Annotated in this window: 20 protein-coding genes; 11 read left to right on the plus strand and 9 right to left on the minus strand. The window is 66.1% G+C overall.

The genetic code is table 11. The features are described 5' to 3' along the window. Positions 1-105: 105 nt before the first annotated feature. The 3 genes from AC1Q5S_RS08565 to AC1Q5S_RS08575 form a co-directional block, all read right to left on the minus strand. Positions 106-1167, minus strand: coding sequence for a porin (locus tag AC1Q5S_RS08565; RefSeq protein ID WP_422202926.1), 1062 nt, complete (start codon positions 1165-1167; stop codon positions 106-108). A gap of 150 nt (positions 1168-1317) precedes the next feature. Further along, positions 1318-2157, minus strand: coding sequence for a substrate-binding domain-containing protein (locus AC1Q5S_RS08570; RefSeq protein ID WP_303834246.1), 840 nt, complete (start codon positions 2155-2157; stop codon positions 1318-1320). Between the two features lie 44 nt (positions 2158-2201). Beyond that, on the minus strand, positions 2202-3176 hold the full coding sequence (locus AC1Q5S_RS08575; protein ID WP_303834247.1) for a Bug family tripartite tricarboxylate transporter substrate binding protein: 975 nt from the start codon (positions 3174-3176) through the stop codon (positions 2202-2204). A gap of 104 nt (positions 3177-3280) precedes the next feature. Between AC1Q5S_RS08575 and AC1Q5S_RS08580 the strand changes: the two genes are divergently transcribed. Beyond that, positions 3281-4180 carry a LysR family transcriptional regulator gene (locus AC1Q5S_RS08580; protein ID WP_492238640.1) on the plus strand — a complete coding sequence of 300 codons (900 nt, stop codon included), beginning with the start codon at positions 3281-3283 and terminating at the stop codon, positions 4178-4180. A 274-nt stretch (positions 4181-4454) separates the two neighbouring features. Here AC1Q5S_RS08580 and ppsR read toward each other — a convergent pair whose 3' ends face one another. Beyond that, positions 4455-5276 carry a posphoenolpyruvate synthetase regulatory kinase/phosphorylase PpsR gene (ppsR, locus tag AC1Q5S_RS08585; RefSeq protein WP_303834249.1) on the minus strand — a complete coding sequence of 274 codons (822 nt, stop codon included), beginning with the start codon at positions 5274-5276 and terminating at the stop codon, positions 4455-4457. Positions 5277-5467: 191 nt separating this feature from the next. On the opposite strand from ppsR, the gene ppsA reads away from it, so the two are divergent. The 4 genes from ppsA (at position 5468) to AC1Q5S_RS08605 (ending at position 10965) form a co-directional block, all read left to right on the plus strand. Beyond that, entirely contained in the window at positions 5468-7858 is a 2391-nt protein-coding gene (gene ppsA / locus AC1Q5S_RS08590) for a phosphoenolpyruvate synthase (RefSeq protein WP_492238642.1), read from the plus strand. A 50-nt stretch (positions 7859-7908) separates the two neighbouring features. Next, on the plus strand, positions 7909-8232 hold the full coding sequence (locus AC1Q5S_RS08595; protein WP_303834309.1) for a DUF4212 domain-containing protein: 324 nt from the start codon (positions 7909-7911) through the stop codon (positions 8230-8232). Beyond that, positions 8225-10324, plus strand: a complete 2100-nt coding sequence (locus AC1Q5S_RS08600) for a VC_2705 family sodium/solute symporter (protein WP_492238643.1) — start codon at positions 8225-8227, stop codon at positions 10322-10324. The genes AC1Q5S_RS08595 and AC1Q5S_RS08600 overlap by 8 nt, the downstream gene beginning before the upstream one ends. Before the next feature lie 158 nt (positions 10325-10482). Further along, the gene (locus tag AC1Q5S_RS08605; RefSeq protein ID WP_303834252.1) at positions 10483-10965 is read left to right on the plus strand and encodes a hypothetical protein; all 483 of its coding nucleotides are present in this window, start codon (positions 10483-10485) and stop codon (positions 10963-10965) included. A gap of 101 nt (positions 10966-11066) precedes the next feature. Here the strand turns inward: AC1Q5S_RS08605 and AC1Q5S_RS08610 are convergent, their stop codons facing one another. From AC1Q5S_RS08610 to AC1Q5S_RS08620, 3 genes are all read right to left on the minus strand, one after another. Then, positions 11067-11423, minus strand: a complete 357-nt coding sequence (locus AC1Q5S_RS08610) for an FKBP-type peptidyl-prolyl cis-trans isomerase (protein ID WP_092697024.1) — start codon at positions 11421-11423, stop codon at positions 11067-11069. A gap of 137 nt (positions 11424-11560) precedes the next feature. Next, on the minus strand, positions 11561-11869 hold the full coding sequence (locus AC1Q5S_RS08615; protein ID WP_024814563.1) for a winged helix-turn-helix transcriptional regulator: 309 nt from the start codon (positions 11867-11869) through the stop codon (positions 11561-11563). A 281-nt stretch (positions 11870-12150) separates the two neighbouring features. Further along, positions 12151-13065: a LysR family transcriptional regulator gene (locus AC1Q5S_RS08620; RefSeq protein ID WP_492238645.1), complete on the minus strand. Its 915-nt coding sequence runs from the start codon at positions 13063-13065 to the stop codon at positions 12151-12153. A gap of 49 nt (positions 13066-13114) precedes the next feature. On the opposite strand from AC1Q5S_RS08620, the gene AC1Q5S_RS08625 reads away from it, so the two are divergent. The 3 genes from AC1Q5S_RS08625 to AC1Q5S_RS08635 all read left to right on the plus strand — a co-directional run bounded on the left by AC1Q5S_RS08625 (position 13115) and on the right by AC1Q5S_RS08635 (position 16479). Beyond that, on the plus strand, positions 13115-14155 hold the full coding sequence (locus AC1Q5S_RS08625) for a hydroxymethylglutaryl-CoA lyase (protein WP_422202932.1): 1041 nt from the start codon (positions 13115-13117) through the stop codon (positions 14153-14155). A gap of 23 nt (positions 14156-14178) precedes the next feature. Continuing rightward, on the plus strand, positions 14179-15390 hold the full coding sequence (locus AC1Q5S_RS08630) for a CaiB/BaiF CoA transferase family protein (protein ID WP_492238655.1): 1212 nt from the start codon (positions 14179-14181) through the stop codon (positions 15388-15390). A 69-nt stretch (positions 15391-15459) separates the two neighbouring features. Next, complete coding sequence (locus AC1Q5S_RS08635; protein ID WP_492238646.1) at positions 15460-16479, plus strand: tripartite tricarboxylate transporter substrate binding protein; 1020 nt, start codon at positions 15460-15462, stop codon at positions 16477-16479. A 185-nt stretch (positions 16480-16664) separates the two neighbouring features. Here the strand turns inward: AC1Q5S_RS08635 and rpoD are convergent, their stop codons facing one another. After that, complete coding sequence (gene rpoD / locus AC1Q5S_RS08640; RefSeq protein WP_492238648.1) at positions 16665-19022, minus strand: RNA polymerase sigma factor RpoD; 2358 nt, start codon at positions 19020-19022, stop codon at positions 16665-16667. Between the two features lie 265 nt (positions 19023-19287). Then, positions 19288-21258, minus strand: a complete 1971-nt coding sequence (gene dnaG, locus AC1Q5S_RS08645) for a DNA primase (protein WP_492238649.1) — start codon at positions 21256-21258, stop codon at positions 19288-19290. 69 nt (positions 21259-21327) lie between these two features. Between dnaG and AC1Q5S_RS08650 the strand changes: the two genes are divergently transcribed. From AC1Q5S_RS08650 to AC1Q5S_RS08660, 3 genes are read left to right on the plus strand one after another with little or no spacing between them, the layout of a single operon-like run. Beyond that, the gene (locus AC1Q5S_RS08650) at positions 21328-22413 is read left to right on the plus strand and encodes an ABC transporter substrate-binding protein (RefSeq protein ID WP_492238650.1); all 1086 of its coding nucleotides are present in this window, start codon (positions 21328-21330) and stop codon (positions 22411-22413) included. Positions 22414-22416: 3 nt separating this feature from the next. Further along, the gene (locus AC1Q5S_RS08655) at positions 22417-24117 is read left to right on the plus strand and encodes a diguanylate cyclase domain-containing protein (protein ID WP_492238652.1); all 1701 of its coding nucleotides are present in this window, start codon (positions 22417-22419) and stop codon (positions 24115-24117) included. A gap of 46 nt (positions 24118-24163) precedes the next feature. After that, positions 24164-25810 (plus strand): acyl-CoA synthetase, encoded by a 1647-nt coding sequence (locus AC1Q5S_RS08660; RefSeq protein ID WP_492238653.1) that lies wholly within the window; start codon positions 24164-24166, stop codon positions 25808-25810. Positions 25811-25912: the final 102 nt, after the last annotated feature.

Below are 25912 nucleotides of genomic sequence, written 5' to 3' on the forward strand. Positions count from 1 at the left end.
CTTATGTGGTGAGTGCGGGAAGCCATCCCATTGGAAGCGGCGGAGCTGTGAGGCGCAGCCCCGCCGTTTTTTTGCGCTCTGAATGTCACGGGGTCTGGAGCCCGGTCAGAAGGTGTGCAGCATGCCGGTGGTGATGCCGGTGGCGCGGTCCTTGTGGGCGGCGCCCTGGAAGCCGTCGCGCCAGCGGGTGCGGTCCAGCTCTGCATACAGTTTGGTGCGGCGCGAAAGCTTGTACTCGGCAAACAGAAGGGCCCGGGTGTAGCCGTCGTCCCGCTTGCCGGTTCGCTGGCGGTCCAGGCGGTACACGGCGGTGGTGAGGTCCACCGCGCCGGTCACCGACCACGTCGCACCCGCTGACTGCACCCGCTGTTCCGTGCGCGCCGTGGTGGACGTGTCGGCTTCGCTGCGCGCGGTGTTGGCGGCCAGGCGCACGCGGCCCAGCTGGTAGGCGGCGCCCAGCGTGAAGGCTTGCAACGACAGGTTGCCTGCCGTTTTGAAGTGCTGGACGGCGCCCGAGACGGTCCAGTCCCCCGCGGCATGGGCCAGACCCGCTCCTGCCGAGGACTGGGCCGAGGTGCTTCCGGCGTTTTCTCCGAAGCTGTACATGGCGCGCGCGGTGAGGGGCCCGAACCGGCCTGTGTATTTGAGGGCGTTGTCCAGCCGGTAAGAGCCGCTGGAAGAACCTGCCGTTCCATATTCAACGCCCAGGCCATGGCTGCTCAAGGCCGCCGTGGCGATGTTGGGGTTGAACGACGCGAAGCGCATGCCCGCAGCGTCAACGGGGCTCACCGCATCGGCCAGCAAGTTGGTCTGCCGGCCCACCGTGACCTGGCCCCAGGCGCCGCCCAGGCCGACGATGGCGGCGCGGTCAAAGAACTTGGCGTTGGCGGTGCTGCCGCTGTCGATGTTCAGACCGGTTTCGAAGTGGAAGAGTGCGTAGAGGCCGTCGCCCAGTTCTTCGCGGCCCCGCAAGCCGAAGCGGCTGGTGTTGTTGACGCCGCTGGCCAGGCTGTTCGCAGAGGCGGTGCTGGGCGCGTTGGCGGCGGTCATGCCGGTGGTGTGGCGCACGCCGGCATCGGCAATGCCGTACAGGGTGGTGCTGCCCTGAGCCAGGGTGAGCGCGGGTGTGGCCAGTGCGGCCAGCCATGCCAGGTGTTGGGGTTTCATGGGTCTCCTTGTCGTTGTGGGGGCGCGCGCAGCGGTGCGCCGCACGGGGTGTCCGTGTGCGGTGGGGGTGGGATCGTTTGGGAGGGAGCGCCGCCGAGGCGCACGCCTGGCGCGCGGCGCCAGGATGGCTGCCGCGCTGTCGGCTGAGCGTCAGCGGACGGCCGCAGGCTCCATGCCGGTGCTGCGCACGATGGAGGCTGCTGCAGGTGCCGCCAGGAAACGGATCAGATGCCGCGCCACGTCGGGGTTCTCCGCGCCTGCGGCCACGCCCGCCGAGAAGAAAACGCGCTGCTGGACTTCGTCCGGCAGCGGTCCGACGAACTCCAGCTCCTTGAAAGGCAGCAGTTCGCTGACCTGTTGGAAGCCGATCTCGGCGTCGCCACGCAACACCACCGCGCCCACGCGCTCGCTGTAGATCTTGGTGGCCTTGTCCTTGATCTGCTCGGCCACGCCCAGGCGCGGGAACAGTTCGTTCGAGAGGTAGGTTCCGCTGGCGCTGGCGGAATAGGCGATCGACCTGGCGTTCAGCAGGGTCTGCTTGAGTGCTTCCACGGTGCTGATGTCGGGCTTGGGCGTGCCCTTGCGCACGCTCATGCCAATCATGGAGCGGGCCAGGTCCACGCGGCTGCCGGGCTGCACCTTGCCTTGTGCCACCAGGGCCTCCAGCCCCGCGTCGGCCAGGATGACGATGTCGAACTGCTCGCCGCGGGCGAAGCGGCTAGGGATGGAGTCGGGTGCCTTGCCCATCGAAGCGCCCCGTGCAGTGACCACTTTGTGGCCGGTGGCCTGCTCGTACAAGGGAATCAGCTGGTCGTAGGCAGCGGAGAAACCGCCCGAGGTGACGACGCGGATTTCTGCCGCCTGGGCGCTGGAGGGCGTTGCCGCTCCCAGGGCCAGGCCCAGGCTCAACGCGGCGCCGAGCAGGGCGCTCAGCGCCCGGCGGCGGGGCATTTCGATGGGGCTCACAGTGGCTGGCTTGAAGGTTTGCATGTCATGTCTCCTGATTGATGTCGTGGGGGTTGCGGGCCGCTGTGTCAGTCGGCGGTGATCTTGCGCTCGTGGATGATGCGGCCCCACTTGCTGTATTCGGAGGCGATGAATTTGCCCAGCTCATCGCGGGTGCTGGGCGATGCGGTCTGGCCATGCTTGAGCAGGCTTTCGCGCACTTCGGGGGTGTTGAGCACCTTCACCAGTTCGACATTCCAGCGGTCCAGCAGGGGCTTGGGTGTCTTGGCCGACGCCACGAATGCATACCAGTTCGTGGCGTTGAAGCCCGGAAAGGTCTCTGCCACCGTGGGTACGTTGGGCAGATAGGCAGGACGCGTCAGTCCGGTGGTGGCCAGTGGAATGAGCTTGCCCGACTCGATGTGGGGCAGGGCGGTGGGGGGCGCTGCATAGAACGCGGTCACACGCCCTCCCAGGACATCCTGCAGCGCAGGGGCGCCGCCCTTGTAGGGCACGTGCACGGTGTCGATCTTGGCGACGTCGTTGAGCAGTTCACCGGCCAGGTGCGCAGCCGAACCGGGGCCGGTGGAGGCAAAGTCGAACTTGCCCGGCTCGCGCCTGGCCTTGGCCACGAATTCGCCCAGGGTCTTGATGCCGGTGCTGGCGGGCACCACCAGCACATTGGGGAAGCTCACGCCCATGGTGATGGGCGCCAGATCCTTGAGCGGGTCGTAGCGGATGCTCATGAAATGGGGGGCGATGCTGAGCGGGCCAATGGAGCCGAACAGCAACACCGAGCCATCCGACGGGCCCGTGGCGACCTGGGTGTGGGCCAGGTTGCCCCCCGCGCCGGGCTTGTTGTCCACCACCACGCTCTGGCCGATGTTCTCGCCCAGCTTCTTGGCGATCAACCGCGCCGCGATGTCCGCTGAACCGCCGGCGGCAAAGCCGACCACCAGGGTCACGGGCTTCTTGGGAGGAAAGTCCTGGGCCTGGGAGGCTGTGTGGACCAGGGGGAGGCATGTGGCCAGGATGGCGGCCACGATCAGGGAGCGTCGTTGCATGGTGGATTCCAGAAGTGGCCGATGCACGGTCGGCCTTGCGAAAGGACGCCAGTCTAGGTAGCACGCAATAATCTGTGAATTGCAATTTATGACAGGACTATTGCATGCTGCGCATCAAATTCGATCTGGGTGAACTGCAGGCATTCGTGGTCACTGCAGAGAAGGCGAGCTTTCGCCTGGCGGCAGAAGCCCTGTGCCTGTCGCCGCCGGCCCTCAGCCGCCGCGTCGAGCGGCTGGAAGCGGCTCTGGGTGTCCGGTTGCTGGAGCGCACGACCCGCAGCGTGGAGTTGACCGCGGTGGGGCAGGAGTTTCTGCACGAGGCGCGTACGGCCCTGGTGGGCCTGGATGAAGCGGTGCAGCGCGTGAATGACCAGGTCCATCTGCGCCGCGGGCGGGTGGCGATCGCCTGCATTCCGTCGGTGGCGAGCCATCTGTTGCCCCGTGTTCTGCGGGCCTTCGCGGTGGCGCAGCCAGAGGTGCAGGTGCACGTCATCGACGAAAGCGCCAACCAGGTGCTCGATGCCGTGGTGCGGGGGGACGCCGATTTCGGGCTGAGTTTTACCGGCAGCCAGGAGTCGGCACTGCGCTTCGAGGCACTGATGCGCGAGCGCTACGTCCTGGTCATGCAGCGTGGGCACCGCTGGGCCGGGCGCAAGGAGGTGGCGTGGGCTGAACTGGCGGGGCAGCGCCTGGTGTCGGTCTCGCGTGACAGCAGCAACCGGCTGCTCCTGGACCAGGCCACGGCCGATCTGCCCCAGCAACCTGTGGCTTGGTACGAGTGCAATCATGTTGCCGGAGCGCTGGCCCTGGTGGAGGCCGGGCTGGGCCTGGCCGTCCTGCCGCAACTGGCGCTGCCGGCTGAGCACCCCCAGGTGTGCGGCGTGCCGCTGATAGACCCCGACCTCTGGCGTACTTTGGGATTGCTGCAGCGGCGCGACCGCGTGCTGGCTCCCGCTGCGGAAGCCTTGCGCCAACGCCTGATCCAGCTGCATGCAGGGGGTTGAAGGGGGCGTGGGGCGTGAAACGGGGGCGGGCGCGCGGATGGGTCCCGGGGCAGGCGGTCCATCGGCCGAAAGACGGTGGACCCCATTGCCCAGCCCGGGGCTTTGGCAGGGCGATGCGCTCCGCGCCGAACGTGGTTCGCTGCCCATCTATGGATGGCTGCGATCGCTCACCCGTCCAACGCTGCGGGTCGATAAGCCTTGGTTGGTGCGGCGTGGACCGCGCTCGGACCGATACCTGTCCAGCCGGCCCGGCCCGGCTCCGCGCACGGCCGCATCAATACACCAGCCGGTCCGGCTGGAGCTCCTGCAGGATGGTGGTGGCGATCTCTTCAATCGACTTGGTGGTGGTGGACAGCCAGCGGATGCCGGCGCGGCGCATCATGGCCTCGGCTTCGGCGACTTCGTGGCGGCAGTTCTGCAGGCTGGCGTAGCGCGAGTCGGGGCGGCGCTCGCTGCGGATTTCGGACAGGCGCTCGGGGCTGATCGTCAGGCCGAAGATCTTCTTGCGGAACTCCATCAGGGCGGGCGGCAGCTGGCGGCGGTCAAAGTCCTCGGGGATCAGCGGGTAGTTGGCGGCCTTCAGGCCGTGCTGCATGGCCAGGTACAGGCTGGTGGGGGTCTTGCCGCTGCGGCTCACGCCCACCAGGATCACATCGGCGCCGGCCAGATCGCGGTGGCTCTGGCCGTCGTCGTGCGCCAGGCTGAAGTTGATGGCCTCGATGCGGTCGGTGTATTCCTGGCTGCGGCTCACATCGCTGAAACGGCCCACCCGGTGGTGCGACTTGACACCCAGTTCTTCTTCCAGCGGGTGCACGAAGGTGCCAAACATGTCGAGCAGCATGCCCTTGCAGCCCTCCTGGATGACCTTGAGCACCTCCATGTTCACGAGCGTGGTGAAGACGATGGGCTTCTTGCCCTCCAGCTCGGCGGTGTGGTTGATCTGGCGCACCGCCTGATGGGCCTTGTCCTCGGTGTCCACGAAGGGCAGGCGCACGCGGCGCGGCACCAGTTCGAACTGGGCCAGGATGGCGTTGCCGAACGTTTCGGCGGTGATGCCGGTGCCGTCCGACACAAAGAATACGGTGCGCGAATGCATGGGGGCCTTTTCAAGAGCGTCGGGCGGTTGCCGGTGCGGCCCGCCTACAATTGCGTCAATTATCCAATTCTCACCATGCACCCGGTCGGCCCACAACCACAACCACAAAGCTGCAGCCCGTGCATGGCCGCTCGCTCCCTGCTCCTGTCGGGCGGGCGCGCAGACCCGGTTTTAACTTCTGGAGCTTTCCCATGTCTGCACTTTTCAGCCCGACCGCCCTGGTCGTACCGTTTGAAAACCTGAGAATGACCGACGTCGAGGCGGTAGGCGGCAAAAACGCCTCCCTTGGCGAAATGATCTCGCAGCTGCCCCATGGCGTGCGTGTGCCTACGGGCTTTGCCACCACGGCCCACGCGTTCCGCGAATTTTTGGCCTTTGAGGGCCTGGCCGACCGCATCAGCGCCAAGCTGGCCGCGCTCGACACCGAAGACGTGCGCGCCCTGGCTGCCGTGGGCGCCGAGATCCGTGCCATGGTCGAGGCCCAGCCTTTCCCGGCCGATTTGCAAAAGGCCATTGCCGAGGCTTTTGCCACCCTGTCCGAAGGCAACCCCGAAGCCAGCTTTGCCGTGCGCTCGTCCGCCACGGCCGAGGATCTGCCCGACGCATCGTTTGCCGGCCAGCAGGAAACCTTCCTGAACGTGCATGGCATCGACGCAGTGCTGCACAAGATGAAAGAGGTGTTCGCCAGCCTCTACAACGACCGCGCCATCAGCTACCGCGTGCACAAGGGCTTTGCGCACGACGTGGTGGCCCTGTCGGCCGGCGTGCAGCGCATGGTGCGCTCCGACCTGGGCGCCGCCGGCGTGATGTTCACCATCGACACCGAATCGGGCTTTGAAGACGTGGTGTTCATCACCAGCAGCTACGGCCTGGGTGAAACCGTGGTGCAGGGCGCCGTGAACCCCGACGAGTTCTATGTGCACAAGCCCATGCTCAAGGCGGGCAAGAAGGCGGTGATCCGCCGCAACCTGGGCAGCAAGCTGATCCAGATGGTGTTTGCCACGCCCGAAGAAAAGGTGCAGAGCGGCAAGCTCATCAAGACCATCGACGTGCCCACCGAGCAGCGCAACCGCTATTCGCTCACCGATGCCGATGTCGAGCAACTCGCGCACTATGCCGTGGTCATCGAGCAGCACTATGGCCGCCCCATGGACATCGAATGGGGCAAGGACGGTACCGACGGCCAGCTCTACATCCTGCAGGCCCGCCCTGAAACGGTGAAGAGCCAGGCCAAGGGCCAGGCCGAGTTGCGCTACAAGCTCAAGGGCCACGGCGCCGTGCTGGCCGAGGGCCGTGCCATTGGCCAGAAGATCGGCACCGGCCCCGTGCGCCTGGTGCACCACATTTCCGAGATGGACAAGGTGCAGCCCGGCGACGTGCTGGTCACCGACATGACCGACCCCAACTGGGAGCCCGTGATGAAGCGCGCCAGCGCCATCGTCACCAACCGGGGCGGCCGCACCTGCCATGCCGCCATCATCGCGCGGGAGCTGGGCATTCCGGCCGTGGTGGGCTGTGGGAATGCCACCGAGCGCCTGAAGGACGGCACGCTGGTCACGGTGAGCTGCTCCGAGGGCGACACCGGCCGCATCTATGACGGCCTGCTCGAAACCGAGGTAACCGAAGTGCAGCGCGGCGAGATGCCTGCCATCCAGACCAAGATCATGATGAACGTGGGCAACCCCCAGCTGGCGTTTGACTTTGCCCAGCTGCCCAACGAAGGCGTGGGCCTGGCGCGGCTGGAGTTCATCATCAACAACAACATTGGGGTGCACCCCAAGGCCATCCTGGATTACCCCCAGATCGATGCCGACCTGAAGAAGGCCGTCGAATCCGTGGCCCGGGGCCATGCCAGCCCGCGCGCTTTCTACGTGGACAAGGTCGCAGAGGGTGTGGCCACCATTGCTGCTGCCTTCTGGCCCAAGCCCGTGATCGTGCGCCTGTCGGACTTCAAGTCCAACGAATACCGCAAGCTCATTGGTGGCAGCCGCTACGAGCCCGAGGAAGAAAACCCGATGCTGGGCTTCCGCGGTGCTGCCCGCTACATCAGCGAGGACTTCGGCGAAGCCTTTGCGATGGAATGCGAAGCCCTGAAGCGCGTGCGCAACGACATGGGCCTGACCAACGTGCAGGTGATGGTGCCGTTTGTCCGCACGCTGGGCCAGGCGGAGCGCGTGACCAAGTTGCTGGCCACCCACGGCCTGCAGCGTGGCAAGGACGACCTCAAGGTCATCATGATGTGCGAGGTGCCCAGCAACGCCATCCTGGCCGAGCGCTTTCTGGAGTTTTTCGACGGTTTCTCCATCGGCTCCAACGACCTGACCCAGCTCACCCTGGGCCTGGACCGCGACTCGGGCCTGGAGCTGTTGGCGCAGGACTTTGACGAGCGCGACCCGGCTGTCGAGGCGCTGATCCACCAGGTCATCAAGGCCTGCCTGGCCCAGGGCAAGTACATCGGCATCTGTGGCCAGGGCCCCAGCGACCACCCGGACTTTGCGCAGTGGCTGGCCAGGGAAGGCATCTCGTCGATTTCGCTCAATCCTGACAGCGTGATCGCCACCTGGCAGCAACTGGCACGCTGAGTGCGCAGGGGCTGCCCTTGTCCGACCCACGGTATGCGGGCACACCCTGGATGCAGCCCCTGAAAAAAATCCAAGAACCCGAACTGGCGGGCCCCTTCCCGCCAGACATGCACGATGTGCGCCACCTCTGGCTCAAGGGGGGGCTGCTGCTGGTGTGGGCGCTGGTGTCTTTCGTGGCCACCTATTTCGCCCGCGATCTGCAAGCGTTCGTCGTGGCAGGCTGGCCGCTGGGCCACTGGATTGCTGCGCAGGGTGCGGTGCTGATGTTCATTGCCATCGTGGTGGCCTACTGCTGGGCCATGAACCGGTTTGAGCGCCAGGACGCCGCGCGGGTGGCCGCGCTGCCCCCCGAACGGACCCAACCCCATGGCTGAGCCCGTGGGCGTAGGACAAGGGGGCGATGACAAGGCCTACCTGTGGCGCCTGCACCGCATCTTTGCCCTGTATGTGGTGGGGGTGGTGGCGTTTCTGGTGCTGATGGCCTGGGCCGAGCAGCAGGGGTTGTCGCGGCACTGGATCGGTCCGATCTTCCTGTTTCTCACGGTGATGGTCTACGCCGGCATCGGGGTGTACGGGCGCACCACCGATCCCGAAGAGTATTACGTGGCGGGGCGGCGCATTCCACCGGTGTACAACGGCATGGCCGCGGCGGCCGACTGGATGAGCGCGGCCTCGTTCATCAGCCTGTCGGGTGCGCTGTACCTGCAGGGCTTCTCTGGCACCCGCGGCCAGGCCGGTGGGCTGGCCTACCTGCTGGGCTGGACTGGCGGTTTCTGTCTGGTGGCCATGCTGATCGCCCCCCATCTGCGTGCGATGGGTCTCTACACGGTGCCCGACTTTTTCCATGTGCGCTTTGGTGGCCGCTGGCCGCGCATCATTGCGGCGCTGGCGGCGGTGCTGTGCTCCTTCACCTATGTGGTGGCCCAGATCTACGGTGTGGGCCTGATTGCCTCGCGCCTTACGGGGGTGCAGTTCGAGATCGGCATCATGCTGGGGCTGGGGGGCGTGCTGCTGTGCTCGTTCCTGGGGGGCATGCGTGCCATCACCTGGACGCAGGTGGCGCAATATGTGGTGCTGCTGCTGGCTTTCCTGATCCCCGTGTCGTGGCTGGCCTACAAGCAGCTGGGCAACCCGCTGGCTCCGCTGGTCTATGGCACGCAACTGAGCAAGATTGCCGATCTGGAGGAACGCCTGCTCGATTCGCCGGCAGAGCACCAGGTGGTGGTGGCCTATTTGCGGCGGGCCCAGGACTACGAGGCGCGCCTGCAGGACGTGGAGGGCGCGCTGGAGCGTGAGCGCGAAAAGGCGCGTGAGCGTGTTCGTGCCCTGCGCGACCAGAATGCCGATGTGGGCCTGATCGTTTCTGCCAGCCGGGAACTGGTCGCACTGCCGCGGGATGCGGCATCGGCACGCGAGCGCTGGACGCGTGAGATGCGCGAAAACTACGAGCGTGCCCGGCCCCTGGGAGGCCTGCCGCTGCACAGCCAGGCCTATGCGGGCAACCCCGACGGCTCGCCGCACGAGCGGCAGGAGTACGAACTCACCCGGCGCAATTTTCTGGCGCTGATGTTCTGCCTGATGGTGGGCACGGCGGGGCTGCCGCATCTGCTGACCCGTTACTACACCTCCCCCACCGTGGCGGCTGCGCGCTCATCGGTGGCCTGGTCGCTTTTTTTCATTGCCTTGCTGTACCTCAGCGCGCCGGCGCTGGCGGTGCTGGTGAAGTTCGAGGTCATGCAGAACCTGGTGGGCAGCAGTTTCGAGACCCTGCCCAGCTGGATGGCGCAATGGGCGCGCGTGGATGCGTCGCTGCTGTCGGTGGAAGACGTGAACGGCGACGGCCTGGTGCAGTTTGGCGAGATCCGCCTGGGGGCCGATCTCATCATGCTGGCCACGCCGGAGCTGGGGGGGCTGCCCTATGTGGTGTCGGGCCTGGTGGCGGCGGGCGGGCTGGCGGCGGCGCTGTCCACGGCCGACGGGTTGCTGCTGACCATCAGCAATGCGCTGGTGCGCGACCTCTATTACCGCGGGGCCCCCAGGGAGGCATCGCCCGAGCAGCGTGTCATCCTGACCAAGTTCACCTTGCTGTCCGTGGCGCTGGCGGCGGCGTTCGTGGCGGCGCTCAAGCCGGCCGAAATTCTGCCGCTCGTTTCGGCGTCGTTTTCCCTGGCGGCATCGGCTTTTGTGCCGGTGATGGTGCTGGGCATCTTCTGGCGCGGCACCACGCGCCAGGGTGCGGTGGCTGGCATGCTCGCCGGGCTGGGGGTTGCGGTGTACTACATGCTTTCCCATGTTTCCGCCTTGCGCGCATGGGTGGGCTGGCTGCTCGCGGATGGCCTGTGGTTTGGCATCCAACCCATTTCCGCGGGGGTGTTTGGTGTGCCTGCAGGGCTGATCGTGGCCGCCGTGGTGAGCCGCATCACGCGACCGGCTCCTGCGCTGCCCGTGGTGCGCTCCGAGATGTGAAGGGCTGGTCGCCTGCGCACGGTGACCATCTGGCCGGTTTGTCGAGGTGCCTGCTTGATGGAAAACCCCCGACGCCAAAACTTGGCAAACCTGCGAGACTGTTTCAAAAGATTGCACGCGCCGCCGGTGCCGTGTCATCCCACCTTTGAAGGAGGCACATGGTACTGGTCAAAACGCAAGCGGGTCAGGAGTCTCTGAAAGACAGGCAAGGGGGGCTGACATCTCGCCAGCGCACCGCCTTCATTTTGTTTGATGGCAAACGAACAACCCGTGACGTGCTTGCAGCCACTGCTGCGATGGGGATCACCCAGGATGACGTGCAGACCATGTTGGCGCAAGGCCTGCTGGAGCCGATCGCCGGGCTGGCGGTTACCGGCGTGTCGCTGGGGGGAGGAGATGGCATCTCGTCGTCGCTGGAGCTGTCGGACGAGGTCAGTGGCCGGTCTGATACAGAGCGCTACCAGGCCGCCTATCTCGTTGCCACCGAATTGACCGCTGGCCTGGGCTTGCGCGGCTTTCGCCTGAATCTGGCTGTGGAGGGGGCGGGCAGTTTTGATGGCCTGGCGGCATTGGCTCCCAAGATCCGGGATGCCGTCGGTGATGCCAAATTTGCCCGGCTGGAAAAAGCCTTGTTCAGCTGACGCTGCTGTTGGGGCGGGTCCGCCAAGTCAGGCCCCAACGGGCGGAATCAAAAAAGCGGCCTCGCGGGCCGCTGGCGGAAGTGAAAGGGCGGGGCGCTGCTTCAGCGCACGCCCAGCAGTTCCACATCGAATTTCAGCGTGGCATTGGGAGGAATCACCCCACCGGCGCCGCGCGCGCCATAGCCCAGCGCGGCGGGAATGATCAGGGTGCGCTGGCCACCGATCTTCATGCCCTGCACGCCCTCGTCCCAGCCCTTGATGACCATGCCAGCGCCCAGCGAGAAGGCGAAGGGGTCGTTGCGATCGCGGCTGGAGTCGAACTTGGCACCTTGCTCTCCGTTGTTGTAAAGCCAGCCGGTGTAGTGCACCGAGACGTTCTGGCCCTTGGTGGCTTCGGCGCCTTCGCCGACGACGGTGTCTTCGTATTGCAGGCCGGATGCAGTGGTGGTCAGTGCCATGGTGAAATTCCTTGATTGCTATTAAAAATATAGCTGCCAATGCATTTTTATAGCGCGTTGGCAGCTATTTTGATCCATATTCTAGCGAAGGCTTGGCGAGCGGGCGGGGCCGCCCGGCTCAGCGGATGGGCGCTGCATCAGGCCTTCTTGGCACGACCCGCCACCCAGCGGGTCGCAAAAGCCTGCACGTCGGACAGGCGCTTGAGCAGATCGGCGCCCGAGGGGGTGACGGTGTAGCCGTCGCTGCCATGGTCGACAAAGCCGGCCTCGCGCAATTCCTTGATGCGGGTGTTCAGCGTGTTGGGTGTGATGCCACCCACGCTGTCTTGCAGCAGACGGAAGGTCTGGGGGTGGCCATCCCGCAAGGCCCAGAGCACGCGCAGTGCATAACGGCATTCGAGCCGTTCAAACAGCTGGTTGATGGCGGCATTTTCTTTGGAGCTCATGGATGTTTCTCCTCGCGCGAGTGGTGGGTCAAAGTTCGGGGCGGCGCGAAAGGCGCCACGTCCGAGGGAGCGCTGCGACTATAGCGCGTAACCTCTTTTGCTACAAGTTTGGTAGCTCAAAAGGCACGGTGCACATGCGCCAGCCTGCAGGAAAGCCCTAAATCATTTTAAAGTGTTGCATGCGGGCCACGAAGCGGGAACCGGGCCGACGGGGCGGGTCGGTGGCCTGAAACGGTCCGCGCCCGGGCTGCTTTTGCTGGGACGGCAGGCCTCCGGGGCCCTCAGGCCGGGATGCCAGCGTGGCCCGCGCGCGCCAAGTGGTCCACCAGCAGGCGCGCGCAGGGGGTCAACGCCTGGCTGCTGCGGTAGCAGACGGCAAAGCGCCGGCGGGCCCAGGCATCGCCCAGTGGAACGATGCGCACCGCGGCTGTCCGGGCAAAGGGCTCGGCCACCTCGCGCGGCACCACGCTGATGGCCAGGTTGGCGCTCACCACCCGCAGGGCGGCGTCGAAGTTGGACACCAGCACCCGGTGTGCCAGGGTCTTGCCTTCCACGGCAGCGGCGCGCGCCAGCAGCACCTGGACGGCGCTGAGGGCCGGCATGCTGACGAATTCGTACCCCAGCACCTCCGCGAAACAGACGCTGGCCGCCTGCGCCACCGGGTGGGACTCGTGGGCCACGATGGCCAGGTGGTCGCTGCGGTAGGTGCAGGTTTCCAGTCCCGAGAGGTCGGCCGCATCCCAGCAGATGCCGATGGATGCGCTGCCCTCGCGAATGCCCTGCACCACGTCCGGGCTCACGCGCTCTTCCATGCTCACCTGGATGTCGCGGTGGGCCGGGTGCTGCAAAAAGGCGGCCACATCGTCGGCCAGCGACTCGGCCATCACCGAGGCCGTCACCAGCATGCGCACATGGCCTCGGATGCCGGTGGCATACGCCGCCATGTCGCGCTCGATCTGGCCCATGCTGGCCAGCATGGTGCGGGCATGCTCCAGCAGGGTCTCGCCCGCCGGGGTGGGCGCCACGCCACGCCGCTTGCGCACCAGCAGCGGTGTACCCACGACGTCTTCGAGTTGCGCCAGGCGCTTGCTGATGGCGGAGCCCACGATGGACTCCTGCTCGGCCACGCGGGCGATGCTGCGCTGCTCGCAGACGGCGGCAAACAGCCGCAGGGTCAGCAGGTCCAGGTGGCGCATGGGGGCAATGCTGTTTGATGTTCCATTCGGGAATCATAAGGATTCCAAAATGTATTTTCTGATTCTTGTGGGAATTTCTAGAATCCCACAACCCACCCCCTCTGCCTGGAGACTTAGTGTGAGCCACATCCCATTGCCGACTTCTTCTCTGGCCTTTGGTTCTGCCCGGGCGGTTGTCCGCGAGGTCGGGTTGCGCGATGGCCTGCAGAGCATTGCCACGGTGCTGCCCACCGCGCGCAAGCTCGCATGGATCGATGCCGCCTACGCGGCGGGCCAGCGCGAGATCGAGGTGGGCTCGTTCGTGCCCGCACGCCTGCTGCCGCAACTGGCCGATACCGCCGAAGTGCTGGCCCATGCCAAAACCCTGCCGGGTCTGTTGGCCTCGGTGCTGGTACCCAATTTCAAGGGTGCCGAACGTGCGCTGGAGTGCGGTGCCGATCTCATGATCGTGCCGCTGTCCGCCAGCCAGGCCCACAGCCTGGCCAACCTGCGCAAGACGCCCGACGAGGTGGTGGCCGAGGTGGCGCGCATCCGCGCTGCGCGCGACGCTGCCGGCAGCCGCACGCTGATCGAGGGCGGCGTGGGCACGGCCTTTGGCTGTACGCTGCAGGGCGAGGTGGCCGAGGGCGAGGTGCTGCGCCTGATGCAAGCCCTGCTCGACGCCGGTGCCGACCGCGTGAGTCTGGCCGACACCGTGGGCTACGCCGACCCGGCCAGCGTGCAGCGCCTGTTCGAGAAGGCCCGTGCCCTGGTCGGCGAGCGCCTGTGGTGCGCCCATTTCCACGACACCCGCGGCATGGGGCTGGCCAACGCCTACGCGGCCTGGCAAACCGGCATTGGCCGGTTCGATGCCTGCCTGGCCGGCATCGGCGGCTGTCCCCATGCCCCCGGCGCCAGCGGCAACGTCGCCACCGAAGACCTGGCCTTCATGCTGGAGCGCATGGGCGTGGCCACCGGCATCGACGTGGCTGCGCTGCTGGCCCTGCGCCAGCGCGTGGCGGGGTGGCTGGCGGGCGAAACGCTGCACGGCGCGCTGTGGCAGGCGGGACTGCCGCAGAATGCCGTACCCGCCGCGCTGCAGGCGGCCTGATCTTCCCTATGAATGCTCTGAACATGAACGGCACACAACCCGCACCATCTCCCCGTCTGCCGCTCGAAGGCCTGCGCGTGGTGGAGTTCACCCACATGGTCATGGGCCCCACCTGCGGCATGGTGCTGGCCGATCTGGGGGCCGAGGTCATCAAGGTCGAGCCCGTGGAGGGCGACCGCACGCGCCACCTGCTGGGCGCGGGTGCGGGTTTTTTCCCCATGTTCAACCGCAACAAGAAGAGCATTGCGCTCGACCTGCGCAGCCCCGAGGGGCTGGAGGTGGCGCGCCGGCTGGCGGCCTCGGCCGACGTGGTGGCGCAGAACTTCAAGCCTGGCGTGATGACCAAATACGGCCTCGATTACGCCGCGCTGAGCACGCAGAACCCGCGCCTGATCTATGTGAACCACACCGGTTTTTTGCCCGGCCCGTACGAGCACCGCACGGCGCTGGATGAGGTGGTGCAGATGATGGGCGGCCTGGCCTACATGACGGGCCGCCCCGGCGACCCGTTGCGCGCCGGCACCAGCGTCAACGACATCATGGGTGGCATGTTCGGCGCCATCGGGGCCATGGCGGCCCTGATGCAGCGCGGCATCACCGGGCGCGGGCAGGAGGTGGATTCGGCCCTGTTCGAGAACAACGTGTTCCTGGTCGGCCAGCACATGATGCAGTACGCCGTCACCGGCCAGCCTGCGGCACCGATGCCCGACCGCATCTCGTCGTGGGCGCTGTACGACGTCTTCAGCGTGAAAGACGGCGAGCAGATCTTTCTCGCCGCCGTGAGCGATGCGCAGTGGATCACCTTCTGCGACGCCATGGGCTATGCCGACCTCAAGGCCGATCCGCTCCTGGCCACCAACAATGACCGCGTGCGCGCCCGCCCCACGCTCATGCCCGATCTGCGCCGCCGCCTGGCCCCGCACAGCGCGGCCGAGCTGGCGGCCATCTTTGAAAAACACGGCCTGCCGTTCGCCCCTATCTCACGCCCCGAGCAACTGTTTGATGATCCGCACCTGAACGCCACCGGCGGCCTGGTCGACATCACGCTGCCCGACGGTGAACGTGCGGGGCAGACGGCGCGCACCACCCTGTTCCCGCTGCGCATGGATGGCCAGCGGCTGGGGGTGCGCCTGCAGCCGCCCGTGCTGGGGCAGCACACGGCCGAGCTGATGGAGCAGCTGGGTTACACGCCCGATCAGGTCCAGGCCCTGCAAGCCCAGGGGGGCGTGGCCTGAGCTGCCTCGGCGCCAGGGCCACGCACGGGCCCGTGCGACAGCATTCCAATGACAACGATGGAGACAACCATGACGACACAGCCACCGGCGCACAGCCTTTTTCCTCCTTCCTTCCACCGAGACGGCATGGCGCGGCGCACGCTGCTGGCAGCTGCGGTGGCTGGCGCCGTGGCTCCGGCGCTGACCTGGGCCCAAGGGTCTGACAAACCGCTGCGCATGGTGCTGCCCGTCAGCGCGGGTTCGGGGGTGGATGGTGTGGCCCGCGTGCTGGGCCCCAGTCTGGGCAAGGCGCTGGCGCGGCCCGTGGTGGTGGAAAACTATCCCGGTGCGGGTGGCGTCACGGGCACCTCGATGATCGTCAAGGCGCCCAAGGATGGTTCGGTGCTGGGCATGGTGTCCAACAACCATGTGGTGAACCCCAGTGTGTTCAAGAACATTCCCTACGATGCCGTGGACGACATCACGCCCATCACCATGATCGGCGCCACGCCGTTCGTGCTGGTGGCCCATCCATCGGTGGCGGCCCGGAACTTGCGCGAACTCATCGCCCTGGCCAAGGCCCAGCCCGGCGCGCTGAACTACGGATCGTCCGGCAACGGCACCATCCTGCACCTGGCCGCCGAGATGTTCGTGCACGAGGCCCAGGTGGACATCAAGCACATTCCCTACCGGGGCATGGGACCGCTGACCGCCGATGTGCTGGGTGGGCAGATCCAGATGGCGTTCATTGCCATTGCCGTTGCCGCGCCCCATGTGAAGGCGGGCGCGCTGCGGGCCATTGGGTTGTCGTCCAGCGCCCGCTCGCCGCTGCTGCCCGATCTTCCGACGATGGCCGAGCAGGGGCTGCCCCACTACGGGCTCGACGGCTGGGTGGCCGTGGTCGGGCCGGCCGGTCTGCCCAAGGCCGAGGTGGAGCGCGTCTACCAAGGGGTGCGCAGCGCGGTGGCTACGCCGGAGGTGCGCGATGCCTTGCTGGCGCAGGGTTACCAGCTGCAAAGCCCCCCGCCCGACGCCACGGCAGCATTCTTTCGCAGCGAGGTCGGCCGCATGGCCCGGCTGGTGAAGCAGTCAGGGCTCAAGTTGGACTGAATGTTCATTTCATATGGCTGATGGCGCTTATTCATCAAGCGCCAAAGGCCTTTCTCATCGGGAATTTCTGGCAGAACCTGTACACAGCGCCATGGTGTCGCTCCCAAAGCACAACGCCCCGGCACCACAGTGGTGGTCGGGGCGCCTGAAGGCACACCCTGTTGCCAGGGCTGTGGGGGTACGGCTTACAGCGAATCGATGAAGCTGCGCAGCTTGTCCGAGCGGCTGGGGTGCTTGAGCTTGCGCAGCGCCTTGGCCTCGATCTGGCGGATGCGTTCGCGCGTCACGTCGAACTGCTTGCCCACTTCTTCCAGCGTGTGGTCGCTGGTCATCTCGATGCCGAAGCGCATGCGCAGCACCTTGGCTTCGCGCGGTGTGAGGCCGTCGAGGATGTCCTTGACCACGTCGCGCAGGCCAGCCTGCATGGCGGCTTCGATGGGGGCGGTGTTGGCACCGTCCTCGATGAAGTCGCCCAGGTGGCTGTCGTCGTCGTCGCCAATCGGCGTTTCCATGGAGATCGGCTCCTTGGCGATCTTCATGATCTTGCGGATCTTGTCCTCGGGGATCTCCATCTTGGCCGCCAGGATGGACGCATCGGGTTCAAAGCCGAACTCCTGCAGGTGCTGGCGGCTGATGCGGTTCATCTTGTTGATGGTCTCGATCATGTGCACCGGGATGCGGATGGTGCGCGCCTGGTCGGCAATGCTCCTTGTGATCGCCTGGCGGATCCACCAGGTGGCGTAAGTCGAGAACTTGTAGCCGCGGCGGTATTCGAACTTGTCCACCGCCTTCATCAGGCCGATGTTGCCTTCCTGGATCAGGTCGAGGAACTGCAGGCCGCGGTTGGTGTACTTCTTGGCAATCGAGATCACCAGGCGCAGGTTGGCCTCGATCATTTCCTTCTTGGCATCGCGCGAGGTGGCTTCACCCTCGTTCATGCGCTTGTTGATGCCCTTGAGCTCGACCAGCGGCACGACCACGCGCGATTGCAGGTCGGTCAGCTTTTGCTGCAGGTCCTGGATGGGCGGGATGTTGCGCGCCATGATGGCCGACCAGGGCTTGCCGGCAGCGGCCTGCTTTTCCACCCATTTGAGGTTGAGCAGGTTGGGCGGAAAGTCCTTGATGAAGGTTTCCTGGGGCATGCCGCACTTGTCCACGATGATGCGGCGCAGTTCGCGTTCCTTCTTGCGCACATCGTCCACCTGGCCGCGCACCATGTCGCACAGCTTCTCGATGGTCTTGGCCGTGAAGCGGATGGTCATCAGCTCCTGCGAAAGGGCCGCCTGGGCCTTGACATAGGCGGGCGTGCCGTAGCCTTCCTTGTCATAGATATGGTGGACCTTCTCGAACAGCTCGCGCAGCTTGTCGAAGCGCTCCAGCGCCTGCTTCTTGAGTTCTTCGAGCTTCTTGGTCAGGGCCTTGGAGCCGCCCTTGCCGTCGTCGTCATCGGCTTCGTCGAATTCGTCGAAGTCTTCTTCGGCCACATAGTCGTCAGCTTCGTTGGGGTTGGAGAAACCGTCCACGATGGTCGAGATGACGACCTTGCCTTCGCGGATCTCCTCGCCCATGTTCAGGATTTCGGCGATGGTGGCGGGCGATGCGCTGATTGCCTCCATCATGGCCATCAGGCCGCCTTCGATGCGCTTGGCGATCTCGATTTCGCCTTCGCGCGTGAGCAGCTCCACCGTGCCCATTTCGCGCATGTACATGCGCACCGGGTCGGTGGTGCGGCCGAACTCGCTGTCCACCGTGGACAGGGCGGCTTCGGCGGCCTCTTCGGCTTCTTCCTCTGTGGCGCCAGCGGGGGCGTTGTCCGTGATGATCAGCGCTTCGGCGTCGGGCGTCTGCTCGTACACCGCCACGCCCAGGTCGTTCAGCGTGGTGATGACGGCTTCGAGGGTTTCGGCATCCACGAGCTTGTCGGGCAGGTGGTCGGAGATTTCAACGTGCGTGAGGTAGCCGCGCGTCTTGCCCAGCTTGATCAGGGTCTTCAGGCGCGCACGGCGCTTGGCCATGTCTTCTTCGGACAGGACGGTTTCGTCCAGGCCGAATTCCTTCATCAAGGCGCGTTCCTTCGCCTTGCTGATCTTCATGCGCAGGGGCTTGACCTTTTCGGCCGTGGGGGTGGCCTCCACTTCGCCTTCGAGGTCGGCTTCGATATCCGACAGGTCTGCGTCGTCACTGCCCACTTCGCCCGCTGCTGCCTTGGGCTTGCGACCGCGCTTGGCGGGGGTCTTGGCCTCGGCGCTCTCTGCGGCCTTGGCCGGACGGCCAGGGCGTTTCTTGGGGGCCTCGTCACCGTCGGACGGGGCGGCTGCGGCGCGGGCAGGCTTCTTCTTCAGCAATTCATCGGCAGCTTTGGTCAGCTCGGCAGAACTTTTCACGGGCACAGTTTTCACTTTCTTGGCAGCCGGGGCAGGGGCCGCAGCAACGGCCTTGCGGGGCGCGGCTTTGACCGGTGCTGTGGCAGCGGTTTTGGAGACAGCCTTCGCGGCAGTGCCTGGAGCGGACTTGGGCGGCTTCGCGGACTTTTGAGCGGGCATGGAACAACCTCAGAATCAAAAACGGACACAAAGAAAACGCAAGCGCCTCAGGTCCCGGCGCGGGTGGCAACGCAAAGCTAGGGTGGCTTCACGTTTTGAGGGGAGGCCCTCAGGGGCAAGATGTCTGGGCGAACATTTGGTGTGCAGTCCTTGCGATAAGTGGGCCCATCAGCGCATAGGTGCGCGTTTGTCACGGTGGCCCGGCTCGGAGGTGCTGCTGTCGCTCTTGCCGAAAAACCCTACATTATACCGACTTTCCGATATTTCAAGGGGTGCGGGGCAATATGCCTTGCAGTACGTTGCGCCGCTGTTCCAGCGCACGGTAGCGTTCCAGTGCCGTGGGGTCTTGCGCCACCTGCAGGATCAGGTTTTTTTGCTGGGCGTTGATGTCTTCGATCAGCATGCGGTTCAGAAGATCCCGCAGTTCCAGCCGCAATTCGTGCAGATCTCCCTCGGTCTGCGCGTGCGAGCCGGTCATGACCTTCACCGCCAGGGCTTCACAGGGGTTGCCCCGCAGGCTTTCCCGCAGCAGGGCCCAGGCCTGTGGCCCATGCTCGTGGAACTGTTCTTCCAGCCAGCTGAACAGCGGGCCATGCGGGGCGGGTTGGGCGCACAGCGCCGCGTGGTCGTCGTGCGTCAACTCTTCCAGAAACGCCATGTGCGACAACAGTAGCCGTGCGGCGTGGTCTGCCCGGCTGGCGGTGGGCGTGCGTGGCAGGCGTGGCTGGGGCGGCCAGGGCGCGGCGTCCTTTTTTTTCCAGCTGCCGCCTTTCCAGTCGCCGCCCTTGCGAAAGGGTGGCTTCGGGGGAGCGTCGTAGCCGCCGGGCGATTGCCAGCCCGCATCGGCCGGCGCACCCCACGGGGGCTCGTCCGTGGGGGGGGCGGCATGGCGGTGCGAGGCCACGGTGCCAGGGTGGCGTGCCCCTTCCTGGGCGGCGGTCTTGCTCCAGAGGTCGGACAGGTCGTGGGCGTCCAGTTGGGCCAGCTGTGCCAGTTCGGTGAGCACCTGGCGCCGCAGCACCCCCTCGGGCAGGGCGCTCCACAGCGGGCGGGCATTGCTCGCCATGTGGGCGCGGCCTTCTGCCGTGCCCAGGTCGCAGCTTTCACTGGCGGCTTCGATCAGGAAGCGGCTCAAAGGCACCGCATCGCCAATGTGGCGGGCAAAGGCATCGGAGCCGTGCGCGCGCACAAAGCTGTCGGGATCGTGCTCGGGCGGCAGGAACAGAAACTTGATGCTGCGCGTGTCGCCGGCATGGGGCAGGGCACCGTCGAGCGCCTTGCGGGCCGCCCGGCGACCCGCGGCATCGCCGTCAAAGCTGAACACCACCGATTCGGTAAAGCGCAGCAGCTTTTGCACATGCTCGGGCGTGCAGGCCGTGCCCAGCGTGGCCACGGCATTGGGGAACCCCAGCTGCGCCAGGGCCACCACATCCATGTAGCCCTCGGTGACCAGCGCAAAACCCTGCTCGCGAATGGCGGCGCGGGCCTCGAACAGGCCATACAGCTCGCGGCCCTTGTGGAACACCGGGGTTTCGGGCGAGTTGAGGTACTTGGGTTTGTCATCGCCCAGCACCCGACCGCCAAAGCCGATGCACTCGCCCTTGACGTTGCGGATGGGGAACATCACCCGGTCACGGAAGCGGTCGTAGCGCTTGCCGCCATCTTCGTCATTGACGATGACCAACCCGCTTTCTTCGAGCAGCGGGTCGTCGTAGTGCGGAAAAACACTGGCCAGGCTGCGCCAGCCTTCGGGGGCATAGCCCAGGCCATAGCGCTTGGCTACCGCACCCGACACCCCACGTCCCTTGAAATACGCCACGGCCCGGGGCGATATGCGCAACTGCCGGCGATAGGCCTCGGCGGCTTTTTCCAGCACATCGGTCAGCGTGGCCTGCTTTTGCCGGGCGGCGGCGGCGCGCTCTTTTTCCTGCGGCGAGATGTCATCGTCGGGCACCTGCAGGCCCACCTGCTGGGCCAGGTCCTGCACGGCCTCGATGAAGCCCATGCCGGCGTGCTCCATGAGAAAACTGATGGCGTTGCCGTTCTTGCCGCAGCCAAAGCAGTGATAGAACTGCTTGGCGGGGCTGACGCTGAAGGAGGGCGATTTTTCGCCGTGGAAGGGGCACAGCCCCATGAAATTGGCGCCGCCTTTCTTGAGCTGCACGTAGCGGCCCACGATGTCCACCACGTCCACGCGCGAAAGCAGTTCCTGGATGAAAGATTGGGGAATCGACACGGGGCTTATTGTCAGCGCAAAGCACGATTACACTCATTAACATCTATCTGGCGGAGCCGAGATATCTCCATGGCAACAACGGGGACCCCGTGGACACGCAGTGCCGCAGCGCGGCTGGCGCAGCGACTGGGTGCGTGGCTGTGCGTGGCAGCCGTTGCCTGGCTGCCGCTGTGCGCGGCGGGGGCGCCGGTGCTGCGCGTCCTGTCATGGCCCGGGTACGCCGACGCCGATGTGGTGGCCGCCTTTGAAAAGCGCCATGCCGTGCGCGTCGAAATCACCACCGTGGGCTCGGACGACAGCCTGCGTGCCAAGCTGGCCGATCCGGCAGGCCCAGGCTACGACGTAGTGGCCGCCAACACGGTCGAGATCGCCAGCCTGGTCGCGCAAAAGCGCCTCATCCCGCTGCCGATGAAGGACATTGCCAATGCCGGGCGCCAGTTGCCCCGGTTTCGGCAGCTGGCATCGATTCCCGGCATCACCAGCGAAGGGGCCGTGTATGCGCTGCCCTATACCTATTCCGAAATGGGCCTGATCTACGACCGCCGGCAGTTCAGCGTACCGCCCGACTCGCTGAACGTGCTGTGGGATCCGCGTTGGCAGGGGCGGGTGCTGGTGTTCCACGGCAGCAGCCACAGTTTCTCGCTGGCCGCCCAGCACCTGGGGCTCGCGCCCTTTCGCATCGATGCGGCGCGGTTCGGTGGACTGGCCCGCGACCTGGTGGCGCTTCGCCGCAACGTGCTGTCGTTTTATTCGGTGCCCGAGGAATCGGTGGAGCTGTTCCGCCGCCACCGCATCGCGGTGATGCATGCCAACTACGGCCAGCAGCAACTCAAGTTGCTGCGCGACGCGGGGCTCGACGTGGGCTATGTCATCCCGCAGGAAGGGGCCTTGGCCTGGCTCGACTGCTGGGCCATCACGCGCCGCTCTGCCCAGCCTGCACTGGCGGCCCGGTGGATCGACTACATGCTTGAGCCGGCGGTGAGCGGCGTACTGACCCGGCGCCAGGGGCTGGCCAACACTTTGCAGGAGCCCCCCGGCGGCGCGGCGGGCGCGGCGGCGAGCCCGATGGTGTGGCTTGAGCCGGTGGAGAACGAAGAGCAGCGCACCCGGCTCTGGCGGCGCATTGTGTCGGGCGAGCGCCCCGAGGGGTTCTGAGCCATGCGCTGGGGCATCGCGTCGCGCCTGGGCTGGATTCTGGCCTCCTTCAGCGTACTGGCTGCGGTGCTGGCGGGCTACCACACCTATGCTGCCGCGCGCGAACTGCTGCGTGAGCGGGCCGAGCGCTCGCTGCTGGCGACCACGCAGGTGCTGACGCGCCACCTCGAAGCCGGTTTTTCGACCGTGGCGCGCGATGCCACCTTGCTGGCGGCCGCGGCGGCCGTGGCCACCGAGCCGCGCACGGCGCAGCCGCCGCATGCACCTTCTGTGCGCGACCGCCGCATGCTGGCCGGAGTGTTCAAGGCGAGTCTGGCTGCGCACCCCTCGTACCTGCAGATCCGGCTCATCAGTGCCCGCGACCATGGCCTGGAGCTGCTGCGGGTTGACCGGCTGGGCGATGACCTGGTGGAGGCACCCCAGGCCGCGCTGCAGGAAAAAGCCCATTTCCCCTTTGTTTTCGAAACCCTCAAGCTGCGTTCGGGCGGGGTGTACTTCAGCGAGTTCGGCATCAACCACGAAGGCGATGCCACCGAAGCGCTGCAGCAACCCATCTTCAACATGGCCTCGCCCGTGGTGCGCTGGGGGACGGTCGAGGCCGTGGTGGTGGTGCGCGTGGCGGCCACCCCTTTCCTGGCCGACTTCAGGAAAAGCCTGCCCGAGAACTATGAGTTTTACCTGTGCAACCGCTGGGGTGACATTCTGGTGCACCCCGATCCGACCCAGACCTTTGGTTTCGACCGTGGCCAACGCATTCTTCTGCAGGGCACCCTGGCACCGGTGGCGCAGATCGTCGAAGGGCGCGCCCACGAGCTCATGATGGACGCGCAGGCGGATGGTGCCGAGCCGCGCGTGTTCTCGTTCACGCGCTTGCCTGTCGGGGATGCGGACGAAGGCCGCTTCCTGGTGGCAGGGCTCTCGCAGCCCATGGCCGTGGTGCAGGACGAAGTGCTGGAACTGGGGCGCGGCATCCTCAAGATGCTGCTGATCCTGAGCGCGGTGGGCATGTTGCTGGCCACGCTGGTGTCCCGGGCGGTGACCAGCCCCCTGCAGGCCATGGTGCGCGCTGCCCGCGCGTTCTCGCAGGGCCAGCCCCATGGTGCCTTGCCGGTCGAGCGGCAGGACGAGGTGGGCGAGCTGGCGCGCAGCCTGAGCGACATGGAGCAGCAGATCACCCGCCAGATCGCCGAACTCAACGCCAGCCGGGACCGCATGGCGCACCTGGCCCATCACGATCTCCTCACCGGACTGCCCAACCGGCGCATGTTCGAGCAGCGCCTGGCGCAGGCGCTGGAGCTCTCAAGGCGCAGCGGACGGGCGTGTGCGCTGTTCTTTGTGGACCTGGACGATTTCAAGTCCATCAACGACGCCCTGGGCCATGCGGCGGGCGATGAGGTGCTGCAGGCCACGGGCCGTGCCATCGTCTCGGCCGTGCGCCAGGTCGATACGGTGGCTCGCCTGGCAGGCGACGAGTTCACCGTGCTGTGCGAGAACGTCGATACCGAAGAAGCCGCGCTTCAGATTGCCGAAAAACTGCAGCAGGCCTTTGCACAGCCGCTGGAATTGCACGAAAAATCGCTGCGGGTGCGCGCCAGCATCGGCATGGGCCTTTTCCCACGCGATGCGCACGACGCACAATCGCTGCTGGCCAGCGCGGATGCGGCCATGTACCTTGTCAAGCAAGGCCGCAGCAACCACCCCTGAGGCGTGGCCTGTCTGGCTCCTGTTCATTTTTTCCTTGTGAAGCGCAATGACCTCCATCTACGACCAGCACCTGCCCCGCACTGAAGCCAACTTCGCACCCCTGTCGCCGCTGGGGTTCATCGAACGTACCGCCGAGGTCTACCCCGACCGCCTGGCCATCGTACACGGCAGCCTGCGCCAGACCTGGGCGCAGACCTATGCGCGTTGCCGCCAGCTGGCCAGCAGCCTGCAGCGCGCCGGCATCGGCAAGAACGACACCGTGGCCGTCATGCTGCCCAATACGCCGCCCATGGTCGAGGCGCACTTTGGCGTACCCATGGCGGGTGCCGTGCTCAACGCGCTGAACACGCGCCTTGATCCTGAGGCCATCGCCTTCATGCTCGACCACGGTGAGGCCAGGGCCGTGATCGTGGACCCCGAGTTTGCCGGCGTCATGGCCAAGGCCCTGGCGCTGCGCCAGAACCCGGCGCCGCTGCTGCTGATCGACGTGGAGGACGCCGTCTATGGCCCCGCCAGCCAGAAGCTGGGCAGCACCACCTACGAAGCCTTCGTGGCCGGCGGCGATCCGCAGTTCGCCTGGGAACTGCCCGACGACGAGTGGGATGCCATCGCGCTCAACTACACCAGTGGCACCACCGGCAACCCCAAGGGCGTGGTCTACCACCACCGGGGCGCGGCCACCAATGCCATCAGCAACGTGCTGGAGTGGGACATGCCCAAGCACGCCGTCTATCTGTGGACGCTGCCCATGTTCCACTGCAATGGCTGGTGCTTTCCGTGGACGGTGGCGGCGCGCGCGGGCGTCAACGTGTGCCTGCGCCGCGTGGAGGCGCAGGCCATCTTCGATGCCCTTCGCAACCACGGCGTCACCCACTACTGCGGCGCGCCCATCGTGCACGGCCTGCTGGTCAACGCGCCCGCCGCGATGAAAGAGGGCGTGCCCGCTGGCGTGAAGGCCATGGTGGCGGGCGCCGCGCCGCCGGCCTCGATGATCGAGGGCATGGAGAAGATGGGCTTCGACCTGACCCATGTCTATGGCCTGACCGAGGTCTATGGCCCGGCCACGGTGTGCGCCCAGCACGAAGCCTGGAACGACCTCGACATCGGCGAGCGCGCCCGCTTGAATGCGCGCCAGGGCGTGCGCTACCACCTGCAGCGCGCGGCCCGCGTGCTTGACCCCGAAACCATGCGCCCCGTGCCCTGGGACGGCGAAACCATGGGCGAGATCATGTTCCGGGGCAACATCGCCATGAAGGGCTACCTCAAGAACCCCAAGGCCACCGAGGAAGCCTTTGCCGGCGGCTGGTTTCACAGCGGCGACTTGGCCGTGCAGTACCCCGACGGCTACATCAAGATCAAGGACCGCAGCAAGGACATCATCATCTCGGGTGGCGAGAACATCTCGTCCATCGAGGTCGAGGATGTGCTCTACCGCCACCCCGACGTGCTGACCGCCGCCGTGGTGGCCAAGCCCGACGCCAGGTGGGGCGAAACGCCCTGCGCCTTCGTCGAACTGAAGGCCGGTGCACAGACCACGGTCGAAGACATCGTGCAGCACTGCAAGAAGCACCTGGCCGGCTTCAAGGTGCCGCGCGCCGTGGTGTTTGGCGACATTCCCAAAACCGCCACGGGCAAGATCCAGAAGTTCGAGCTGCGCAAGCAGGCGGGCTCGGCAGAGGCTATCGACGTCTGACCGTGGCCAGCCCCGGCAGGGGCACCTGAGAGCCTGTTTACGATCTCCCAGGGGTCGCGCAGTGGCCTTTGCGGGAGGGGATGCAAGGCGCGGTGCGCAGCC

The sequence above is a fragment of the Acidovorax sp. GW835-FHT14B10 genome, from assembly GCF_058793725.1.